The organism is Shewanella sp. 0m-8 (assembly GCF_052977265.1).
On the sequence record NZ_JBRIMB010000040.1, the window covers coordinates 1 to 18,773 of the forward strand.

Annotated in this window: 17 protein-coding genes; 10 read left to right on the forward strand and 7 right to left on the reverse strand. The window is 46.4% G+C overall.

Annotated features, from left to right (window positions below):
* Positions 1-126: 126 nt before the first annotated feature.
* From ACVBIO_RS16270 to ACVBIO_RS16290, 5 genes are all read right to left on the reverse strand, one after another.
* The gene (locus tag ACVBIO_RS16270) at positions 127-849 is read right to left on the reverse strand and encodes a hypothetical protein (RefSeq protein WP_447163571.1); all 723 of its coding nucleotides are present in this window, start codon (positions 847-849) and stop codon (positions 127-129) included.
* A gap of 156 nt (positions 850-1,005) precedes the next feature.
* Entirely contained in the window at positions 1,006-1,635 is a 630-nt protein-coding gene (locus tag ACVBIO_RS16275; protein ID WP_447163572.1) for a nucleotidyltransferase family protein, read from the reverse strand.
* Between the two features lie 137 nt (positions 1,636-1,772).
* Complete coding sequence (locus ACVBIO_RS16280) at positions 1,773-2,171, reverse strand: YbaY family lipoprotein (protein ID WP_447160520.1); 399 nt, start codon at positions 2,169-2,171, stop codon at positions 1,773-1,775.
* Positions 2,172-2,201: 30 nt separating this feature from the next.
* Positions 2,202-3,068, reverse strand: coding sequence for an acyl-CoA thioesterase II (gene tesB, locus ACVBIO_RS16285; RefSeq protein WP_447172995.1), 867 nt, complete (start codon positions 3,066-3,068; stop codon positions 2,202-2,204).
* A 212-nt stretch (positions 3,069-3,280) separates the two neighbouring features.
* Positions 3,281-4,216 carry an SDR family NAD(P)-dependent oxidoreductase gene (locus tag ACVBIO_RS16290; RefSeq protein WP_447172996.1) on the reverse strand — a complete coding sequence of 312 codons (936 nt, stop codon included), beginning with the start codon at positions 4,214-4,216 and terminating at the stop codon, positions 3,281-3,283.
* A gap of 337 nt (positions 4,217-4,553) precedes the next feature.
* On the opposite strand from ACVBIO_RS16290, the gene ACVBIO_RS16295 reads away from it, so the two are divergent.
* Positions 4,554-5,438: a 1,4-dihydroxy-2-naphthoate polyprenyltransferase gene (locus ACVBIO_RS16295; protein ID WP_447160523.1), complete on the forward strand. Its 885-nt coding sequence runs from the start codon at positions 4,554-4,556 to the stop codon at positions 5,436-5,438.
* An 80-nt stretch (positions 5,439-5,518) separates the two neighbouring features.
* On the opposite strand, the gene gndA is transcribed toward ACVBIO_RS16295, so the two are convergent.
* Both gndA and ACVBIO_RS16305 read right to left on the reverse strand, forming a co-directional pair.
* Positions 5,519-7,066 carry an NADP-dependent phosphogluconate dehydrogenase gene (gene gndA / locus ACVBIO_RS16300; RefSeq protein WP_447160524.1) on the reverse strand — a complete coding sequence of 516 codons (1,548 nt, stop codon included), beginning with the start codon at positions 7,064-7,066 and terminating at the stop codon, positions 5,519-5,521.
* Between the two features lie 388 nt (positions 7,067-7,454).
* Complete coding sequence (locus ACVBIO_RS16305; RefSeq protein WP_447160525.1) at positions 7,455-9,359, reverse strand: propionyl-CoA synthetase; 1,905 nt, start codon at positions 9,357-9,359, stop codon at positions 7,455-7,457.
* A gap of 362 nt (positions 9,360-9,721) precedes the next feature.
* Here ACVBIO_RS16305 and ACVBIO_RS16310 point away from each other — a divergent pair, with 362 nt between their 5' ends.
* The 9 genes from ACVBIO_RS16310 (at position 9,722) to ACVBIO_RS16350 (ending at position 18,728) form a co-directional block, all read left to right on the forward strand.
* Positions 9,722-10,120, forward strand: a complete 399-nt coding sequence (locus tag ACVBIO_RS16310; protein ID WP_447160526.1) for a MerR family transcriptional regulator — start codon at positions 9,722-9,724, stop codon at positions 10,118-10,120.
* Between the two features lie 134 nt (positions 10,121-10,254).
* Positions 10,255-11,424 carry an isovaleryl-CoA dehydrogenase gene (locus tag ACVBIO_RS16315; RefSeq protein ID WP_447160527.1) on the forward strand — a complete coding sequence of 390 codons (1,170 nt, stop codon included), beginning with the start codon at positions 10,255-10,257 and terminating at the stop codon, positions 11,422-11,424.
* A gap of 85 nt (positions 11,425-11,509) precedes the next feature.
* Positions 11,510-13,117 (forward strand): carboxyl transferase domain-containing protein, encoded by a 1,608-nt coding sequence (locus ACVBIO_RS16320; protein WP_447160528.1) that lies wholly within the window; start codon positions 11,510-11,512, stop codon positions 13,115-13,117.
* Between the two features lie 60 nt (positions 13,118-13,177).
* The gene (locus tag ACVBIO_RS16325; protein ID WP_447172997.1) at positions 13,178-14,059 is read left to right on the forward strand and encodes an enoyl-CoA hydratase-related protein; all 882 of its coding nucleotides are present in this window, start codon (positions 13,178-13,180) and stop codon (positions 14,057-14,059) included.
* A gap of 1 nt (position 14,060) precedes the next feature.
* Positions 14,061-16,166 (forward strand): ATP-binding protein, encoded by a 2,106-nt coding sequence (locus ACVBIO_RS16330; protein WP_447172998.1) that lies wholly within the window; start codon positions 14,061-14,063, stop codon positions 16,164-16,166.
* Positions 16,163-16,321, forward strand: coding sequence for a 3-methylcrotonyl-CoA carboxylase (locus ACVBIO_RS16335; protein WP_447169243.1), 159 nt, complete (start codon positions 16,163-16,165; stop codon positions 16,319-16,321). The genes ACVBIO_RS16330 and ACVBIO_RS16335 overlap by 4 nt, the downstream gene beginning before the upstream one ends.
* Positions 16,322-17,218 (forward strand): hydroxymethylglutaryl-CoA lyase, encoded by an 897-nt coding sequence (locus ACVBIO_RS16340; RefSeq protein WP_447172999.1) that lies wholly within the window; start codon positions 16,322-16,324, stop codon positions 17,216-17,218.
* 70 nt (positions 17,219-17,288) lie between these two features.
* Entirely contained in the window at positions 17,289-18,059 is a 771-nt protein-coding gene (locus tag ACVBIO_RS16345) for a CoA transferase subunit A (protein WP_447160533.1), read from the forward strand.
* A gap of 12 nt (positions 18,060-18,071) precedes the next feature.
* A complete protein-coding gene (locus tag ACVBIO_RS16350) occupies positions 18,072-18,728 on the forward strand; it encodes a 3-oxoacid CoA-transferase subunit B (protein ID WP_447160534.1) in 657 nt (218 codons plus the stop codon).
* Positions 18,729-18,773: the final 45 nt, after the last annotated feature.

The following is an 18,773-nucleotide window of genomic DNA, read 5'->3' on the forward strand; positions in this document are numbered from 1 at the left end:
CCCAGAACAGTAAAACCAAGGCCTCAACGGTATGCCAAAAATAAAAATGCCGTTCACCTTAAGTGAACGGCATTACTTTATAATCAGCCCTTTTTTGTTATTAATTCAATCACACATTAATCTCTATCAACTCGCATATTTGTGAGAAATGGGATCGGTAATCACAATGGTGTCACCTCGTAGCATGTAGTTGCCTCCATGCAAGTCCATTACCCCATGGTCATCAATAAAGCTTAGCACCTCAAACAAGGTTTTCAGTAGCTCTTCATATTCGTCAATGATGTTATCTTCAATCACCACAGGCTTGCGCTCTGCGGAATTCATATAGAAATGCGAACGTGGCTCTTGGATCTGCTCAACAAACTCATCGACGCTTTGGACCTCATCGGTAAAAGGCTTCTGTGGATCGGCAAATGGCAATGTCATTGTGCGCAAGGTGCCCCAAAGCTTGCCAAAGTCATCATCGTGAAAATGGCTGGGACGGGTAGGCTCTGTACCATCATCGGTGATGTCTTCTAGTCGCTCAAGCACATAAAAGCGCACTACGCGGCCACTGCTTAATTCAACGGTATCTTCACGATGGATGGTGGGAACATGGGGATTATCTTGATTTTCTGGGCGCATACACCAGCGAGCAAACAGGTAGTAGCCATCAATCTTACTGTTGCACAGTTTGACGACTTTGTCTGGCTCTCCAGGCACTTCGTACACCTCGGCGTAGATACCGGAGGCAATTAAATCAAGGTCAGTAAACCGCTCAAGATATATCGATATATCATCAACCCGATGGATCTCCTCTGCGGTCGCTAACGCTTTAATCTCTTTAATCGCATCAAGGTAAGGTTCCATCGGTTAAGCCACCATTTACAGCAAGAAAAATTTAGAACAACGGCAATGACTAACACGCAAACACCAGCAAGCGATACCAACATCGCCCCTAGCTATGCCCTAATGTGTCAGACAATATATCAACAAAACAAATATTGAATGCTCATAAGTTCACCACTAACCATTATCTCGCAGCTTTGGGTAGGTTTGCAACCACCGCTTATTTTTCACTCGTTGTTCAAACAAAGCACGCTTTGCTTTAGAGTTGTGTTGCAACGACAGATCAAACAGGTACTCAGGTTCAAACGGGCTATGTAAACTTATTTCTGCTTGCCCTAATGAATGTGTTGATGCTGTTGATTTTGCTGCGGATATTGATGTTGATACTAATAATGATAACGGATTTGATGTTAATTGGCAGCTCACCCCAACAGCCGTTTGCTTTTCAGGCCAATAGCTCATGGCATCAAGGCTTGATGTATATCCTTTATGCTGGTTACGCAGGTGCATTCTCGCTTGGTTTTTAACTGACCATGGGTACATAGGCGCGATTCGGCTTAGCTCAGCTTCAATTGCAGTATCCTTATCAACGGATAAGTCACTGGGATCAAAATAAATCAGGTCGATATCATTGAGCGGGCTGTGTAAGCTATGTAATTTGTCCCACACCAAATTTCGGACAAAACCTGCCGCTAGCATCCAATCGTTTAGCTTAAGCTGCTCGGCAATTAGCAAAGCATTGAGCCGGTATTCATCTTCAAGTAACCAGAGCTTTATTTGCGTTTCAACGTCTATTTTAATGGTCAAAAGTTTTTCTCAACAAAAGCTTAATAACTGTCATTTCAGTGCTTCCCCCCCATTTGGGTCAATTGGTATTATTAACCGCATCAGCCTATTTTAGGCAATAAAAAAGGAGCCTTAGCTCCTTTTTCTGTGAGGTTGATTTATGGGGCTGGCACCGCTTTCATCAACACCTCGGTGGTGTACTTATTATTGTTAATCACAGGGTAACGATCGTAAGTTTGGAAAATTACCTTCCCCTGATATTGGATCATCGCAACTACGCCATAATGAATACTGTCGTCGATGGTATCTGCTGGCAGTAAAAACTTAAATGGTACAGGTGCTCTGACAATATCAAAGCTCTTTTGCGCCACAATAACACCAGGTGTATCTAGGTCTATAATCGCAATCGTAATCGAACTACCTTGCGGTAAGGCTAACTTTTCAAGATAACCTGCAGCGCCATTGACGACCACTGGCGGTTTTTCTTGAACGGTCACGCACGCGGTTAATACCAACATACACAGCAGTACGAGACTCTTCTTCATTAATGACATCATGTTACTCATCCTATGTTACTCAAATTATGCTTAGGCTTTCTTTGTCATACGGATAAGGCCTTCTTGTGTGGCTGACGCCACCAACTCACCTTGCTGATTAAAAAATTGGCCTCTTACAAAGCCTCTACCACCACTGGCATTAGGGCTGTCAATGCTATAGAGCAACCACTGACTTAAATCAAATGGGCGGTGGAACCACATAGCGTGATCTATGGTCGCCATGCGCATACCAGGCGTCAAAAATGAGACCCCATGTGGCTGGGCTGCGGTCACTAAGAAATTAAAGTCTGATGCATAAGCGAGCAGATAATCGTGGACACAGAAATTATCAGGTACGGTGCCGTTTGCACGGATCCACACATGACGAATAGGTTCAGATGCTTTAGGCGCAATCGGGTCACTTGGGTTAACTAAGCGCATCTCAATCGGAGTGTCCGCCATAAACTTTTCAAGCACTCTCGAGGGCACTTTATCGCGCAGCGTCATCGCTAATTCTTGTTGGTTAAGCAAGCCTTCAGGGCCTGCAACATCTGGCATTATCGCTTGATGTCCATAGCCCTCTTCATGAGTTTGAAACGAACATGTCATGTAAAAGATTGGCCGACCTTTTTGAATAGCTTTGACTCTGCGTGCGCTAAAACTGCCACCATCACGCATAATTTCGACATCATAAACGATGGGGAGCTTTTCATCACCGGCACGCAAAAAATAAGAATGTAAAGAATGCACCTTACGATCTGAACACACAGTCTGTTTCGCGGCGCTTAAGGCTTGTCCCATAACTTGCCCACCAAAGACATGTCCAAAACCTAAATCTTGGCTTTGTCCACGAAACAACCCTTCTTCAATCTTCTCTAAAGAAAGTAATGCTAATAGATCATCTAATACTTGGCTCATTTCAACCTAAACACTCAGCTAATTATGGCCATAAGCTTAACTCAAGATCCCCTAACCTAGCCAGCTTTATGCAGTCGCTCAGCTAAACGTCGGCTAATTGGCAACCAGATGAATAACACAAGATGCATTCGTAAAATAATGCATCATTCATGCCATTAACCAAAGAGGGTTCAAGTCTTAGTATGCCCATACGATAGCTTGAGCTTTTTAGATTACTTTAATTGAATATGACGCTGATTAGCCGCAGCCTTTGCCCAAGCAAGCACTTGGGCTTCTCCACTTCGATGGGCTGCTACCGGTTGTGCCATATAAATATCAGACCAGCGCTCAGTGATCACCTCAGGGGTGCATTCTTCGGCATTAAAACGGCTCGGAGAAAACTCAACCAGTGCTGCATGGCTAATGCCGCCCGCAGCAGCCAACAAGTGCTGACCAGATGGACACTTAGAGCTACACAAGTACAACATGGTTGCTGTAACTGTAGTTTTTGAAAATAGGGGCCTTACTGTGGGCGCTAGGTGAGCCGCTGTCATTGATGTGACCGCATGGGGAATAATACTATTGACTGCGATACCGTGCTCTGCGCCCTCTAGGTGAAGGCTATTAACCAAACCCATCACCGCCATTTTGCTCGCGCTGAAACTGGTTTCATACATATCACCATATACAGCACTGGCACTACTCATGACCACACGGCCATAACTTTGGCGCTTCATCAGAGGCCAAACGGCTTTAGTCATGTAGAAGGTACCGTTAAGATCGACATCGAGCTGGTGCTTCCAGTTAGACGGACTCATCTGCTCAAAAGCACAAGGTTGATGTATACCGGCATTATTAATTAAAATATCGACTCGACCCCAGCTTTGCACCACATCATTAAGCATTGTGTCTATGTCGTCGGTACGAGTCACATCCAATATAAACGATTTAAACTCTCCACCTAGGGCTGTAATGGCTTCGCCACAGATTTTAAGCCCCGAATCAGGCTCCAAGTTTAACATCTCGCTGGAGCTAACATCCCTTGTTTGACTCGTTTCGTTATCAACCAAAACGACTCGTGCTCCTCGCTCAGCTAGGGCTATCGCATAGGCTCTTCCTAAGCCTGATGCCGCGCCTGTCACTATCGCGACTTGTCCCTCAAAACGCATAGTTTTCGACCTCTAAACAAATTTGTTCATTACAAATGTAGTCGTTGACTGCTAAGACAGCAGTATCATCTCTACAGCGAGGATTAAAGCGATAATTCTTGAGTTCACTCTAGGGATATAATATTGCATACACTCCTGCCTAACAGATGTGCGCTAGTTCAAAATTATTCAATCCTCCAAACTGAAAAAGGATAATGCTGAGCAATTTGTTAAGCTGACCACTTTTAGGCTCATAAAATCCACTTTTTACAACTTGTTAAATTTGCTATGCTATGCCAACTTTTTTTACCTTTATGTCAACTTTCTTTGACGTAAACCTCTGTAAGTAAATATAACCATGAATCCTTGGATACTTGCCATCCGCCCTCGCACCTTGCCTGCGGCGATTGGACCACTGCTGGTTGGTAACGTACTCGCATTGCAACTTGAGCAATTCAGCTTTTTCATTGCTGTTATTTCAATGCTCTGTGCTCTGCTATTACAAATTGCTGTCAACTTGGCTAATGACTATTTTGACTTTAAAAGTGGCGTCGATACTGAAGAACGTGTGGGCCCAGTTCGTGTCACCCAAAGTGGCATGTTAAGCCCAAAGGCTGTGCGCAATGCGATGACCTTATGTTTGGTACTGGCGTTACTTGTTGGCTCTGTGCTTATCTACCATGGCGGTCTACCGATTGCTTTCTTAGCGGCAGCTGCGATACTTGGCGCCCTTGGCTATAGCGGCGGCCCCTACCCACTGGCTTCCCATGGTTTAGGTGAAGTTGCCGCATTTGTATTTTTCGGCCTTGTTGCAGTTGTCGGCAGTTACTTTCTGCAAGCCGGTGAAACGGCAACCAGCGCATGGCTACTTGGCAGTGCCATCGGCTTTCTAAATGCAGCGATTATGCTAGTGAATAATACTCGCGATATGGAAACTGATCTCAAAGCAGGTAAAAAGACCCTCGCGGTTCGTATGGGTCTAGAACAATCTCGCATCTTCTACCAAAGCTTCTTGTATCTGCCATTTGCGATCATTATTGCAGGCTTCTTTATGGGAGCGCTGCCAGGTTTACCCGTACTGTTAGCTGGACTGGCATTTATTATGGCAAGAACCTTAACGCGTGACTTTAATGACGTCACTGGCGCTGCGTTAAATCCATTACTTGGGCGCACTGCTAAGCTCACTATGATTTTCAGCGCATTATTCAGTCTCGGTCTTCTGGCCGATATTTGGATGGCTTAGCTTAAAGCGTTATCGCCACAGCTAGAAACTAAAAAGCCTATCGATTGATAGGCTTTTTAGTTTCAGCGACACAGAAGCGGTTACACCTTATGCAAGCTGCGATCACCGCTCCAGTTTAAGTGGTATTTCTCACCCGCTGGCTTGTCTGTTCGTTCAAAAGTGTGAGCACCAAAATAATCTCGCTGCCCTTGCAGTAAACTCGCCGGTAAAGTTTCACTACGGTAGCTGTCGTAATAAGCAAGCGCCGAGCTGATACATGGCGCAGGAATACCACTCATCACTGCCGTCGATACAGCCAAGCGCCAATCATTTTGTTTTTCTGACAGCGCGGTTGCAAACGTCTCGGCCATTAACAGGTTCTCAAGCTCACTATCATGCTGATAGGCCTGAGTGATCGACTGCAAGAAGGTGGCACGGATAATACAGCCCGCTCGCCAAATTTTTGCAATTTCAGCAAAATCTAACTGCCAAGCTTGCTCTTTAGCCTGCATCGCCATCAACTGAAAACCTTGGGCGTAACAAGACACTTTTGCACAATAGAGCGCATTTTCAAGCTGGTCGATAAATGTCTGCTTTTCACCGCGGTTAATCGTGGCTAAAAGCACTTCGCTTGGCCCTGATAATACTTGGCTAAGTTGCTGCCTTTGCGCTTTTTGAGTACTGACTGCACGGGCATAAACCGCTTCAGCAATTGTGGGGGCTGGGCAGCCAATTTGTAAACTGCTGACCGCAGTCCAAAGACCCGTGCCTTTTTGGCCAGCCTTATCTAAAATCAAATCAACCAGCGGCGCGCCGGTTAATGGGTCTGCTTGTTTGAGCACATCGGCGCTGATCTGCATTAAGTAGCTATTTAAACTGCCTTGATCCCAGCGCTCAAACACATCCGCTACTTCACTTGGGCTTAATCCTAAACCTTGATTCAGTAATTGATATGCTTCGCAAATGAGCTGCATATCAGCATATTCAATGCCGTTATGCACCATTTTGACGTAATGACCAGAACCCGCAGGCCCAATATAAGTAGTACAAGGTTCGCCTTCTTTGACCGGGTTGCCCGGCTCAAAGCGTTCGATAGGTAAACCTGTTTTAGCATCGACTTTGGCGGCGATGGCTTGCCAAATTGGCTCTATTCTCTTCCAGGCAGTTAAGCTGCCGCTTGGCATCAATGATGGGCCAAAACGTGCACCGACTTCACCGCCAGAAACCGCGCAGCTAAAAAATTGAAAATCATTAGCGTAACGCTGCTCGCGCTCAACCGTATCGGTCCAAAGGCTATTGCCCGTATCGATAACGATATCATCGGCCTCAATACCAGCTTCAATTAATGACTGGCACACACCATCGACCGGAGCACCCGCAGGAACAGACAAAACGAGTACACGCGGCTTATCTAATTTAGATAACATTTCAGAAAGATTGTTACAGGCTTCGATACGGGGTTCAGTTATCTGCTTGAGGTATTGTTTACGTTCGAGTTCTTCTTGCTTAACAGTGTCTTGCACCTTGATATTATCAAGGTCAAATACTGCGACGCGATATTGATTATCCGCTATATTGAGCGCAAGGTTCTTACCCATTACCCCTAAGCCAATCACACCGATATCATAGAGCTGATTTTGGTTATTCATGTCGATTAATTCCGTAGGTCACAGAGGATTACCCATCTATTATTTTGTATAAGCAACAATCGCACCCATTGCTTATTGAGATGACAGGTTTAATTTTGTTGGCGATTATACAGACTTTGGTAACTTAATTACCAGATAAAGCCAAATGCGTTAACATTTATACATTAATCGTGAACAATGAATTTAGTTCAAAAACGAAAAAAACTGAAACCTAAGTTTCAGCTTTTTTCTGCATTTGCAGGTTAATGCCTATCAGTATAAGACCCATCAGCAAGCATCATTCCCCTGACGGCATAAATGCCGACCTACACAAGATCCAGCGATAGCGGCTCAATAGCTTTGTCTTCGCTTTCCTCGCTGCTAGGACTTGCTTTTCCTAGAACCTTCTTTATACATGCGCATCGGCATAGCCCATACGTGTCAGGGTGTTACGAACGATATCTAAGGTTGCAGGATCTTCTATGGTCGCCGGTACATTGTAACTTTGATTATCGGCAATATTACGCATGGTGCCACGCAAAATTTTACCGCTACGGGTTTTAGGCAGTTTTTGCACCGCACTCACTAGCCTAAACGAGGCCACAGGCCCTATCTCTTGACGCACTAAACTCATGAGCTGGTGATTTAAGTCATCATCATTAAGCGTTACACCTTTTTTAAGTACCACTAGTCCTAATGGCACTTGGCCTTTTAAGGGATCTTTAACCCCTATCACCGCCGCTTCAGCAACAGCATCATGCTGGCACAGAACCTCTTCAAAGCGCCCCGTTGACAGTCGATGCCCAGCCACATTAATAATGTCGTCGATGCGGCTCATTATATATAAGTAGCCCTCTTTATCTTTATAGCCCGCATCTCCCGTTAAGTAATAACCGGGGTACATTGACAGATAACTGTCTTTATAACGCTGCTCGTTTTGCCACAAGGTCGTTAACGTTCCCGGTGGCAGCGGCAGTTTAATCACCACATTACCGGATTCATTCGCCTCGACCTCATCGCCCATCACATCAACCACATCAATTTGATAACCGGGCACCGCTAATGCAGGAGAGCCCGCCTTGACCTCGACAGGCGCATATCCCATCAAGTTTGCCGCTACAGGCCAGCCAGTTTCCGTTTGCCACCAATGGTCAATCACAGGCTTTTTAAGCTTGTCTTCAGTCCAGTGCAAGGTATCTGGGTCGCAGCGCTCGCCCGCTAAGAACACATTTCTCAAGCAACTTAAGTCTATGCCCTGTAAATAGTCACCATTGGGGTCATCACGTTTAATCGCCCTAATCGCTGTCGGAGCTGTAAAGAAGCTTTTCACCTTGTATTTAGCAATCGTTCGCCAAAATGCACCAGGGTCCGGCGTACCAATGGGTTTACCTTCATACAAGATACTTGTCGCCCCGACTAATAATGGACCATAGACAATATAGGAGTGACCAACAACCCAGCCGACATCCGATGCGGCCCAAAAAGCATCACCTGCATTAATGTCATAGATGTGCTTCATCGACCAAGCAAGTGCCACCGCATGGCCGCCGTTGTCGCGTACCACGCCTTTTGGTTGGCCTGTGGTGCCTGATGTATACAAAATATAAAGCGGGTCGGTAGCGTCTAAGGGTTGGCAATCGATATTAGGCGCTGCAGCCACCGCTGCCTGCCAATCAATATCTCGATCAGGTTTCAACTCGGCTTCAAGCTGACCTCGGTTTAATATCAAGCAATGGTCGACTTTATGGCTGGCTTGATCTAACGCTGCATCGAGTAGCGGTTTATATGGGATAACCCCTGATGGCTCAATACCGCAAGATGCTGAAAGAATTAGTTTTGGTTTAGCATCATTAATACGGGTCGCAAGTTCATTAGCCGCAAAGCCACCAAACACTACTGAATGAATTGCGCCAATACGTGCGCAGGCTAGCATAGCAAATGCCGTTTCTGGCACCATTGGCATATAAATCACCACTCGGTCGCCCTTTTTCACACCAATAGAGTCCATGTAACCTGCGAGTCGACTCACTTGCGCCTGTAACTCTCTATAAGAGATCCCATATTCAGTGTCAGTTACAGGGCTCACATATTGCAGCGCAATTTGTGAACCTCGACCCGCTGCAACATGTCTATCTACTGCGTTATAACAAGTGTTAAGTTTGCCGCCTTTAAACCAGTGGTAAAATGGCGCCTCACTGTCATCTAGTACGCTATCCCAAGGGGAAAACCAATCGATTTGGCTGGCAGCTTCTGCCCAAAATATCTCTGGTTGGTTAATTGATTTAGCATGTAATTGCTTATTCTTATCTTTCACAATACTGACTCCAGTTTGCTAGATCTCGGTAACATATTGCACCGCTAGCGAGCGTTTTTCGTCCATTTATTACTTAACCGCATTATGCTCTGACGATTAAAAAATCCCCATTAGACCTTAGAATGAGTAGGTGAAATACGCAAAAACACTGCTAACAAAAACCACGAGAATGACACAACTCACTGTTTAAAAGGAATAAATATACAACTCCACGCGTAAAGCAATAAGCCCTATAGCGGTAAATTTAACCTAGTGGCAACCCCAATTGACATTAAAACAAGGGTATCTGACAGGTGTAAACTTTACCTTTACGTAAACTTCATATATCGTGCAATTAATGTAAACAATTATGGTGTTATTTGATGGTAGAGAAGCAGCTCCCACAAACGACATACTCAATCAGTGATCTCTCTAAAGAGTTTGATATCACGACTCGTAGTATTCGTTTTTATGAAGACCAAGGTCTTTTAAAACCAAAGCGCCGTGGTCAAACACGGATCTACAGCCTTAAAGATAGAGTGAGATTGAAGCTTATCTTACGCGGTAAACGGTTAGGCTTTTCATTGGCTGAAACCAGACGTTTATTTGAACTGTACGATGCCGACAAGAATAGCAGTAGTCAGCTACATACCATGCTAGAGCTCGTTGAAGATAAAAAGGTTTCACTTCAACAACAGATGGACGACATCAAAGTCGTACTGATGGAGCTTAATTCGGCTGAACAACAATGCCGCGATGCACTCGAACACAACGCCCAGTAATGGGCTTTTATTTTGCAATGACATTATCTGCAATTGCCATTAATAGAGTAACCCAATAATTATATTAAAATTTCCAAGTATCACGGCATAGATCAGTGAACTTGACTAAACAACATTTGACAGGACACAAGCACATGACTCAACTCTACTCATCTCTAAACTTTGGCCTCGGTGAAGAAGTCGATATGCTGCGCGACGCAGTGCAAAGCTTCGCAGCCAACGAAATCGCACCAATCGCCGCCAAAACAGATCTCGATAACGCTTTTCCTAATGAGCTTTGGCCTGTACTTGGCGATATGGGGCTGCTCGGCGTGACGGTATCTGAAGAGTATGGGGGAGCTGAAATGGGCTACTTGGCCCACGTGGTCGCTATGGAGGAGATCTCGCGCGCTTCAGCATCTATTGGTCTTAGCTACGGCGCGCACTCCAACCTATGTGTTAACCAAATTAACCGCAACGGTAATAGCGAACAAAAAGCCAAGTACTTACCCAAGCTCATCACAGGTGAACACATTGGCGCCCTTGCGATGAGTGAGCCCAATGCGGGATCTGATGTTGTATCAATGAAACTACACGCCCGCAAAGAGGGTGACAGATACATACTCAACGGCAACAAAATGTGGATCACCAACGGTCCTGATGCTCATACCTATGTTATCTATGCCAAAACCGATCTCGATAAAGGTGCCCACGGCATTACGGCATTTATTGTTGAGCGCGGCTCTAAAGGCTTTAGCACGGCGCAGAAGCTAGACAAACTCGGTATGCGCGGCTCAAACACCTGTGAATTGGTATTTGAAGATTGTGAAGTACCAGAAGAGAACATTCTTGGTGGCCTCAACAACGGCGTTAAAGTCTTGATGAGCGGACTTGATTACGAACGCGTGGTGCTGTCTGGTGGCCCGCTTGGGATCATGACAGCCTGTATGGATATCGTCGTGCCTTATATTCACGAGCGTGAGCAATTTGGTAAATCGATTGGTCAATTCCAGCTAGTACAGGGCAAGCTTGCCGATATGTACACCGGCATGAACGCTGCCAAATCTTATATCTACAACGTCGCGAAATCTTGTGATCGCGGCGAAACCACCCGTAAAGATGCAGCAGGTGCAATCCTTTATTCTGCAGAACTTGCCACCAAGATGGCCCTAGATGCCATTCAGCTTCTTGGCGGTAACGGTTATGTCAATGAATACGCCACTGGTCGCTTATTGCGTGATGCCAAGCTGTATGAAATCGGTGCGGGTACCTCTGAAATTCGCCGTATGCTGATAGGCCGCGAGCTATTTAACGAATCAAAGTAATGCTTATGCTCGATATCACGGGTTTATAGCAAAGCATAAGGGCGGTTAGCCGCCTCACTCTTCCAGCTTCAAAAGGATTGAAATTGTGACGCAACTTAGCAGTCGTATTAATACACGTAGCGATGAGTTTAAAGCTAAATTTGATGACATGGCTACAGTGGTTCAAGACTTAAAACTAAAACTACATCAGATTGAGCAAGGCGGCGGAGAAGTCGCCCGTAGCCGTCACCTTTCTCGTGGCAAACTGCTTCCGCGTCAGCGGGTAGAAAAACTGCTGGATCCGGGCTCTCCTTTTCTAGAAATTTCTCAATTTGCCGCCTTTGAGCTTTATGAAGATGTAGTGCCTGCAGCGGGTGTCATCGCAGGTATTGGCCGCGTAAGTGGCGTTGAATGCATGATTATCGCCAACGATGCCACAGTAAAGGGTGGCACCTATTACCCCGTTACCGTTAAAAAGCATCTACGCGCCCAAGATATTGCCAGTCGTTGCCACCTACCTTGTATTTATCTCGTGGACTCTGGCGGCGCGAACCTGCCCCGCCAAGATGAAGTCTTTCCAGATAGAGACCATTTTGGGCGAATTTTCTATAACCAAGCGCAGATGTCAGCCAAAGGCATTCCGCAAATTGCAGTGGTAATGGGGCTTTGCACCGCAGGCGGTGCGTATGTGCCCGCTATGGCCGATGAGTCAATCATCGTTAAAGAACAAGGCACCATTTTCTTGGCAGGTCCTCCGCTAGTTAAAGCCGCAACCGGTGAAGAAGTCACAGCAGAGGAGCTAGGCGGCGCTGAAGTGCACACCAAAATTTCGGGCGTGGCGGATCATATGGCGCAAAACGATGAACACGCGCTAGAGCTTGCCCGTAAAGCGGTGACTCGCCTTAATCATCAAAAACAAATTACTGCTCAGCTTAGCCCAGTAAAACCACCTAAATTTGATATCAATGAGCTTTACGGCATCGTAGGCACTGATCTTAAAAAGCCGTTCGATGTAAAAGAGGTGATTGCTCGCCTTGTCGATGACTCAGACTTTGATGAGTTTAAAGCCAATTACGGCAATACCTTAGTGTGTGGCTTTGCCCGCATTCATGGCTATCCGGTAGGGATTGTGGCCAATAACGGCATCTTATTCTCGGAGTCTGCGCAAAAAGGCGCGCACTTTATTGAACTGTGTTGCCAACGCAAAATTCCACTCTTGTTCCTGCAAAATATCACCGGTTTTATGGTGGGTAAAAAATACGAACATGAAGGCATAGCAAAACACGGCGCAAAAATGGTGACTGCGGTGTCTTGCGCTAACGTACCTAAATTTACCGTCATTATTGGCGGTAGCTACGGCGCGGGTAATTACGGCATGTGTGGCCGTGCATTTGAGCCCACTATGATGTGGATGTGGCCCAATGCCCGCATATCCGTAATGGGTGGAGAACAAGCCGCGGGCGTATTAGCAACGGTTAAACGTGACGGGCTGGCACGTAAGGGCCTTGAGTGGTCTGATGATGAAGAACAAGCATTCCGTAAACCCATTGTTGAGCAATACGATAAAGAAGGTCATCCGTACCATGCCAGCGCCCGCTTATGGGACGATGGGATTATCGATCCGGTTCAAACCCGTGATGTAGTTGGTTTAGCGCTTTCAGCCGCGCTAAATGCTCCAATTGAAGACACTAAGTTTGGTGTATTTCGCATGTAATGGCAGTTTGCCATTTAAGCCAAAAACCATCGACTCAGACAATAAAATGGACCAACAATAATGAATACATCAGTCACCACAGACACCGAACAACTGACCGAGCAATTAGCATATGTAAACTGCTCAGTCGATGGCGGCGTGGCGCAAATGGTGCTCGACCGCAGCGATAAGCATAACGCCTTTGATGAAGTGATGATTAAGGAAATGATCACAGTACTTGAACACTTCGCCGTCAATCCAAAGTGCCAAGTATTAGTGCTTAAAGCCAACGGTAAAAACTTCAGCGCTGGCGCCGATCTTAACTGGATGCGCAAGCAAGCCAAGATGGATTTTGAGCAGAACTTAGCTGACGCCAACGAGCTGGCAAAACTGATGTCAGTACTCGATAAATTTCCTAAACCCACGATTGCCCTCGTACAAGGGGCAGCCTTTGGCGGTGCACTCGGGCTTATCTGCTGCAGCGATATCGCCATTGCCAATGAGCGCGCCAGCTTTTGCTTGAGTGAAGTCAAACTGGGTTTAATTCCTGCAGTGATTAGCCCTTATGTCACTCGCGCGATGGGCCAACGCGCTGCGCGCCGTTACATGCTCACCGCTGAGCGGTTCAATGCGCAAAAAGCACTTGAGCTACAGATCATCCATGAGATTAATGACGAACTCGATGCGGCCGCCCCCCCCATCATTGAATCACTACTGAGTAACAGTCCACAGGGTATGGCCTGGGCTAAGGCGCTACTTTCCACCCTAGAAAATGGCGTTATCGATCAAACAACGTTAGATCGCACTAGCGAGCGGATCGCCCGTATTCGTGTTTCAGATGAAGGGCAAGAAGGCCTTAATGCCTTCTTTGAAAAGCTCCCGCCAAAATGGCCAACAACGACCGACTTTAACGCGGCAACAAAAAATAATAACCAAACCGCCAGCGGGCAAGGAGCCAAATAATATGTTTACTAAACTGCTAATTGCCAATCGCGGCGAAATTGCCTGCCGGATCATACAAACCGCAAAATCCATGGGTTTACGCACTGTTGCTTTGTATTCAGATGCCGATATCGACGCCCGCCACGTTGCTATGGCAGATGAGGCGTTTTATTTAGGTGGCAGCGCGCCTGCGGAGTCTTATCTTAAAGGTGAGTTGATTATTGAAATCGCCAAACGCTCTGGTGCACAAGCGATTCACCCAGGTTATGGTTTTCTATCTGAAAACGCTGAATTTGCCCTAAAATGCGAGCAAGCCAATATCGCCTTTGTTGGCCCCAGTGCAGCGGCAATTGACTCCATGGGCAGTAAAAGCGCCGCCAAAGAGATCATGGGCGCAGCCAATGTACCGCTGGTCCCTGGTTATCACGGTGATACTCAAGACGATGATTTGCTCGTCATACAAGCCAATAAGATGGGCTTTCCTCTGCTGATCAAAGCCGCCTTTGGAGGCGGTGGTAAAGGCATGCGCATTGTTGAAAACAGTAGTGAAACCCTTGAGGCTATTCACTCAGCAAGACGTGAAGCCATTAGCTCTTTTGGTAACGACAAGCTCCTGATGGAGCGCTACCTGCGTCAGCCGCGCCATGTTGAAGTACAAGTGTTTGCCGACAGCCATGGTAACTGTATCTACCTGTCTGATCGTGACTGCTCTATTCAACGTCGTCATCAAAAAGTCGTCGAAGAAGCCCCCGCTCCAGGTTTAAGTGATGCGCTCAGAATCAAAATGGGCGAAGCGGCGGTTGCCGCAGCCAAAGCGATTGATTATGAAGGCGCCGGCACCGTCGAATTCCTGCTTGATACCGACGACAGTTTCTACTTTATGGAGATGAATACTCGCCTTCAAGTAGAGCATCCGGTCACAGAGTTAGTCACAGGCCAAGACTTAGTTAAATGGCAATTAATGGTTGCCAGTGGCAGTGAGTTGCCACTTAAACAAGATGAAGTGCGAATTGAAGGCCATGCCTTTGAGGTGCGCATTTACGCCGAAGATCCGCACAATGACTTTCTACCCGCTAGCGGAAAACTCAATTTTTTACGCGAACCTAAGCAAAGCCAATTTGTGCGTATCGACTCCGGCGTGCGTGAAAACGATGTGATCAGTAACTTTTACGACCCGATGATCTCCAAGCTAATCACTTGGGATGAATCACGCCCTCGCGCGCTGCAACGTTTAGTACACGCCTTAGATGACTATCAAATCAGTGGCCTTAAACACAATATTGAATTTTTAGCCAATATTGCCAAGCACACGGCATTTAAGGATGCCAACTTTAGCACCGACTTTATCGAGCGCTATGGCGATTCACTGTTAACACCAGCAGCGGACTCTAATAACAGCAATGTAGCATTAAGTTTAGCGGCGCTTTATCAGTTATGTGCCCGTAAACAGCAAGCACAATTAGCAGCTAACGCTAGCCATGATCCCTACTCACCTTGGCATCAAAATAATGGCTTTAGGCTCAACAGTGCTAGTCAGCATCAAGTGGCCTTATTAGATGATAATCATGAGATACATCATCTTGATCTGATTGAAACGCAAGTTGCTGGTCAGTCCCAATATCAACTACAGCTTGATGACTGCCTAATCACCCTTACTGGCGCATTAGTCGCTGAGACGCTGCATGCTGAGATCAGCCTGCAAAAACTCGATAATGAAAACACAGAGCAAACGTTTAGTAAGAGTCGTTGCGATAAAGCTAACGGACATAAAATCAGCCTTCCAGTGAGCCAAGTAGGCGATGACTTTACCCTGTTTATCGACTCAAAAAGCTATCACTACCGCGCACTGCTATCAGAAGTCATCGAAGAACAAGATAATCTTGAAGATAAACTAAAAGCGCCAATGAACGGCACCATTGTGACTCAACTTGTCGCTGTGGGTGATAGCGTCAAAGCCGGCCAAGGCATCATGGTGATGGAAGCCATGAAGATGGAATACACAATAGAAAGCCCATTTGACGGCATCGTCAGTGCGTTTTTCTTCGAAGCAGGTGAACTGGTCAGCGATGGCATGTTACTCGCCGAAGTTGAAGCAGAAGTAAACCCTGAAAAGGAAGAGGCCGGATGAAGATGACTAATGTAATAAACGCCATTGAATCCCCGTTTGACGGCATTGTCAGCGCATTTTTCTTTGAGGCCGGTGAACTGGTTAGCGACGGTATGTTACTCGCTGAGGTTGAAGCTACCGAAGTTGAATCAGCTAAAACTGAGGAAAGTGCATAAATGGCTTCCTACCCACATCAAGTCAGTATCTTTGAAGTCGGCGCCCGCGATGGGCTGCAAAATGAAAAACCGGTCACCACTCAAGATAAAATAGTACTTATTGAAGATTTAGCCGCTGCGGGTATTAAACGTATCGAAGCGGCTAGCTTTGTATCACCTAAATGGGTGCCGCAGATGGCAGACTCTGGTGATGTGCTTAAGGGCATAGCACGAAAGACAGGCGTTACCTACAGCGCTCTGACACCCAATTTAAAAGGCTTGGAACTTGCGCTTGACGCTGACGCCGATGAAGTTGCCATTTTTGGCGCAGCTTCAGAAAGCTTTAGCCAAAAGAACATCAACTGTTCAATTGCTGAGTCTATCGAGCGCTTCAGGCCAGTTATGGAGCTGGCTAAAGCGAGAAACGTGCCTGTTCGCGGTTACGTATCTTGCACCTTAGGCTGCCCATATGAAGGTGATATTGCGGTTAGCGAAGTCGCACGTGTGTCTGAATTACTTTACAAAATGGGCTGCTATGAGATTTCTCTTGGCGACACCATTGGTGTTGGCACACCGCTTAATGCCCGTAGAATGGTTGCAGCGGTGGCGAAAGCCGTACCTGTAGACAAACTGGCATTACATTTCCATGATACCTACGGCCAAGCGCTAGCCAACATTCTGGCCTGCTTAGAAACCGGCGTCAGTGTGATTGATTCATCGGTCGCGGGCCTTGGCGGATGCCCTTACGCTAAGGGTGCTTCAGGTAACTTAGCCACTGAAGACTTAGTATATATGCTGCATGGGCTTGGCATAGAAACCGGAATAGACCTAACTAAACTGGTTGATGCTGGTAACAAGATAAGCCTCGCCCTTGGCCGCCAGTCTGGATCGAAAGTGGCTAGAGCGATTAGCGAATAAAAAGAAGGTTCTAGGTTCTAGGTTCTAGGTTCTAGGTTCTAGCATCGGACAGAATAAGGAGATAACAGTAATGGCAGGACTAAATAGAGAGCTAAATCAACAGCCAAATAAAGGGCTAAATAAAGTCGTCAGCAGTTACGAAGAAGCGCTCGCTGGCCTAAGCAATGATATGACCGTCATGGTCGGTGGTTTCGGTTTATGCGGCATACCTGAAGGCTTAATCGCACAAATGGTGAAAATGGGTGTCACTGGACTTACCGCGATCTCAAATAATGCTGGCGTAGACGACTTTGGTTTAGGCCTACTATTAAAAAGCCGTCAAATCGATACCATGATCGCCTCATATGTGGGTGAAAACGCCACCTTCGAGCAGCAGATGTTATCCGGCGAGCTTAACGTTATCTTGACGCCACAAGGCACCTTGGCTGAAAAAATTCGCGCAGGCGGGGCTGGTATTCCAGCATTCTTTACCGCCACAGGCTACGGTACGCCCGTGGCAGAAGGTAAAGAAACCCGTGAAATAGATGGTCGTCACTATGTATTAGAGCCTGCACTAAAAGCGGATTTCGCGCTTGTTCGCGCTTGGAAAGCCGACACCATGGGTAACTTAGTTTTCCGCAAAACCGCCGCCAACTTTAACCCTATGATGGCAACCGCTGGCAAGATAACAGTGGTAGAAGCTGAGCATATTGTTGAGCCTGGTGAACTTGACCCTGACCATATCCATACCCCGGGTATTTACGTCAACCGCGTTATTCAAGGTAAGTTTGAAAAACGCATTGAGCAACGCACGGTCAAACCTGACTCGGGTTCAAAAACTGAATCAGACACCAAAGCATAAGGAGGCAACACCATGGCATTATCAAGAGAACAACTGGCGCAACGTGTTGCTAAAGAGCTGCAAGATGGCTTTTACGTCAACTTAGGTATTGGGATCCCCACCTTAGTGGCCAACTATATTCCTGAGGGCATAGACGTGATGCTGCAATCAGAAAATGGTTTATTAGGTATGGGAGAGTTCCCTACCGAAGAAACCATTGATGCTGACCTTATCAACGCTGGTAAGCAAACGGTTACCGCTGTGGATGGCGCGTCATTCTTTTCATCAAGCGAAAGCTTTGCCATGATCCGCGGAGGCCATGTGGATCTCACTGTACTGGGCGCATTTGAAGTGGACGAGCAAGGCTCTATCGCCTCTTGGATGATCCCAGGAAAACTGATTAAAGGCATGGGCGGCGCGATGGATTTGGTCGCTGGCGCTGACAATATTATCGTCACCATGATGCACGCCGATAAAAAAGGTAACTCTAAGCTACTGACTAAATGCGAGCTACCACTTACCGGCTATGGCTGCATCAAGCGGGTATTAACCGATTTAGCTTTTTTAGAAATCAAAGACGGCGCCTTTCATCTGCTAGAGCGTGCACCGGGCGTATCGGTAGAGGAAATCGTTTCTAAAACAGCAGGTAAGCTTGTGGTTCCAGAGCATGTACCAGAGATGATTTTTTAACGGCTCATTTTCTAAAAAAATGTGCTTTAAGGGCTTTTAGTCAAA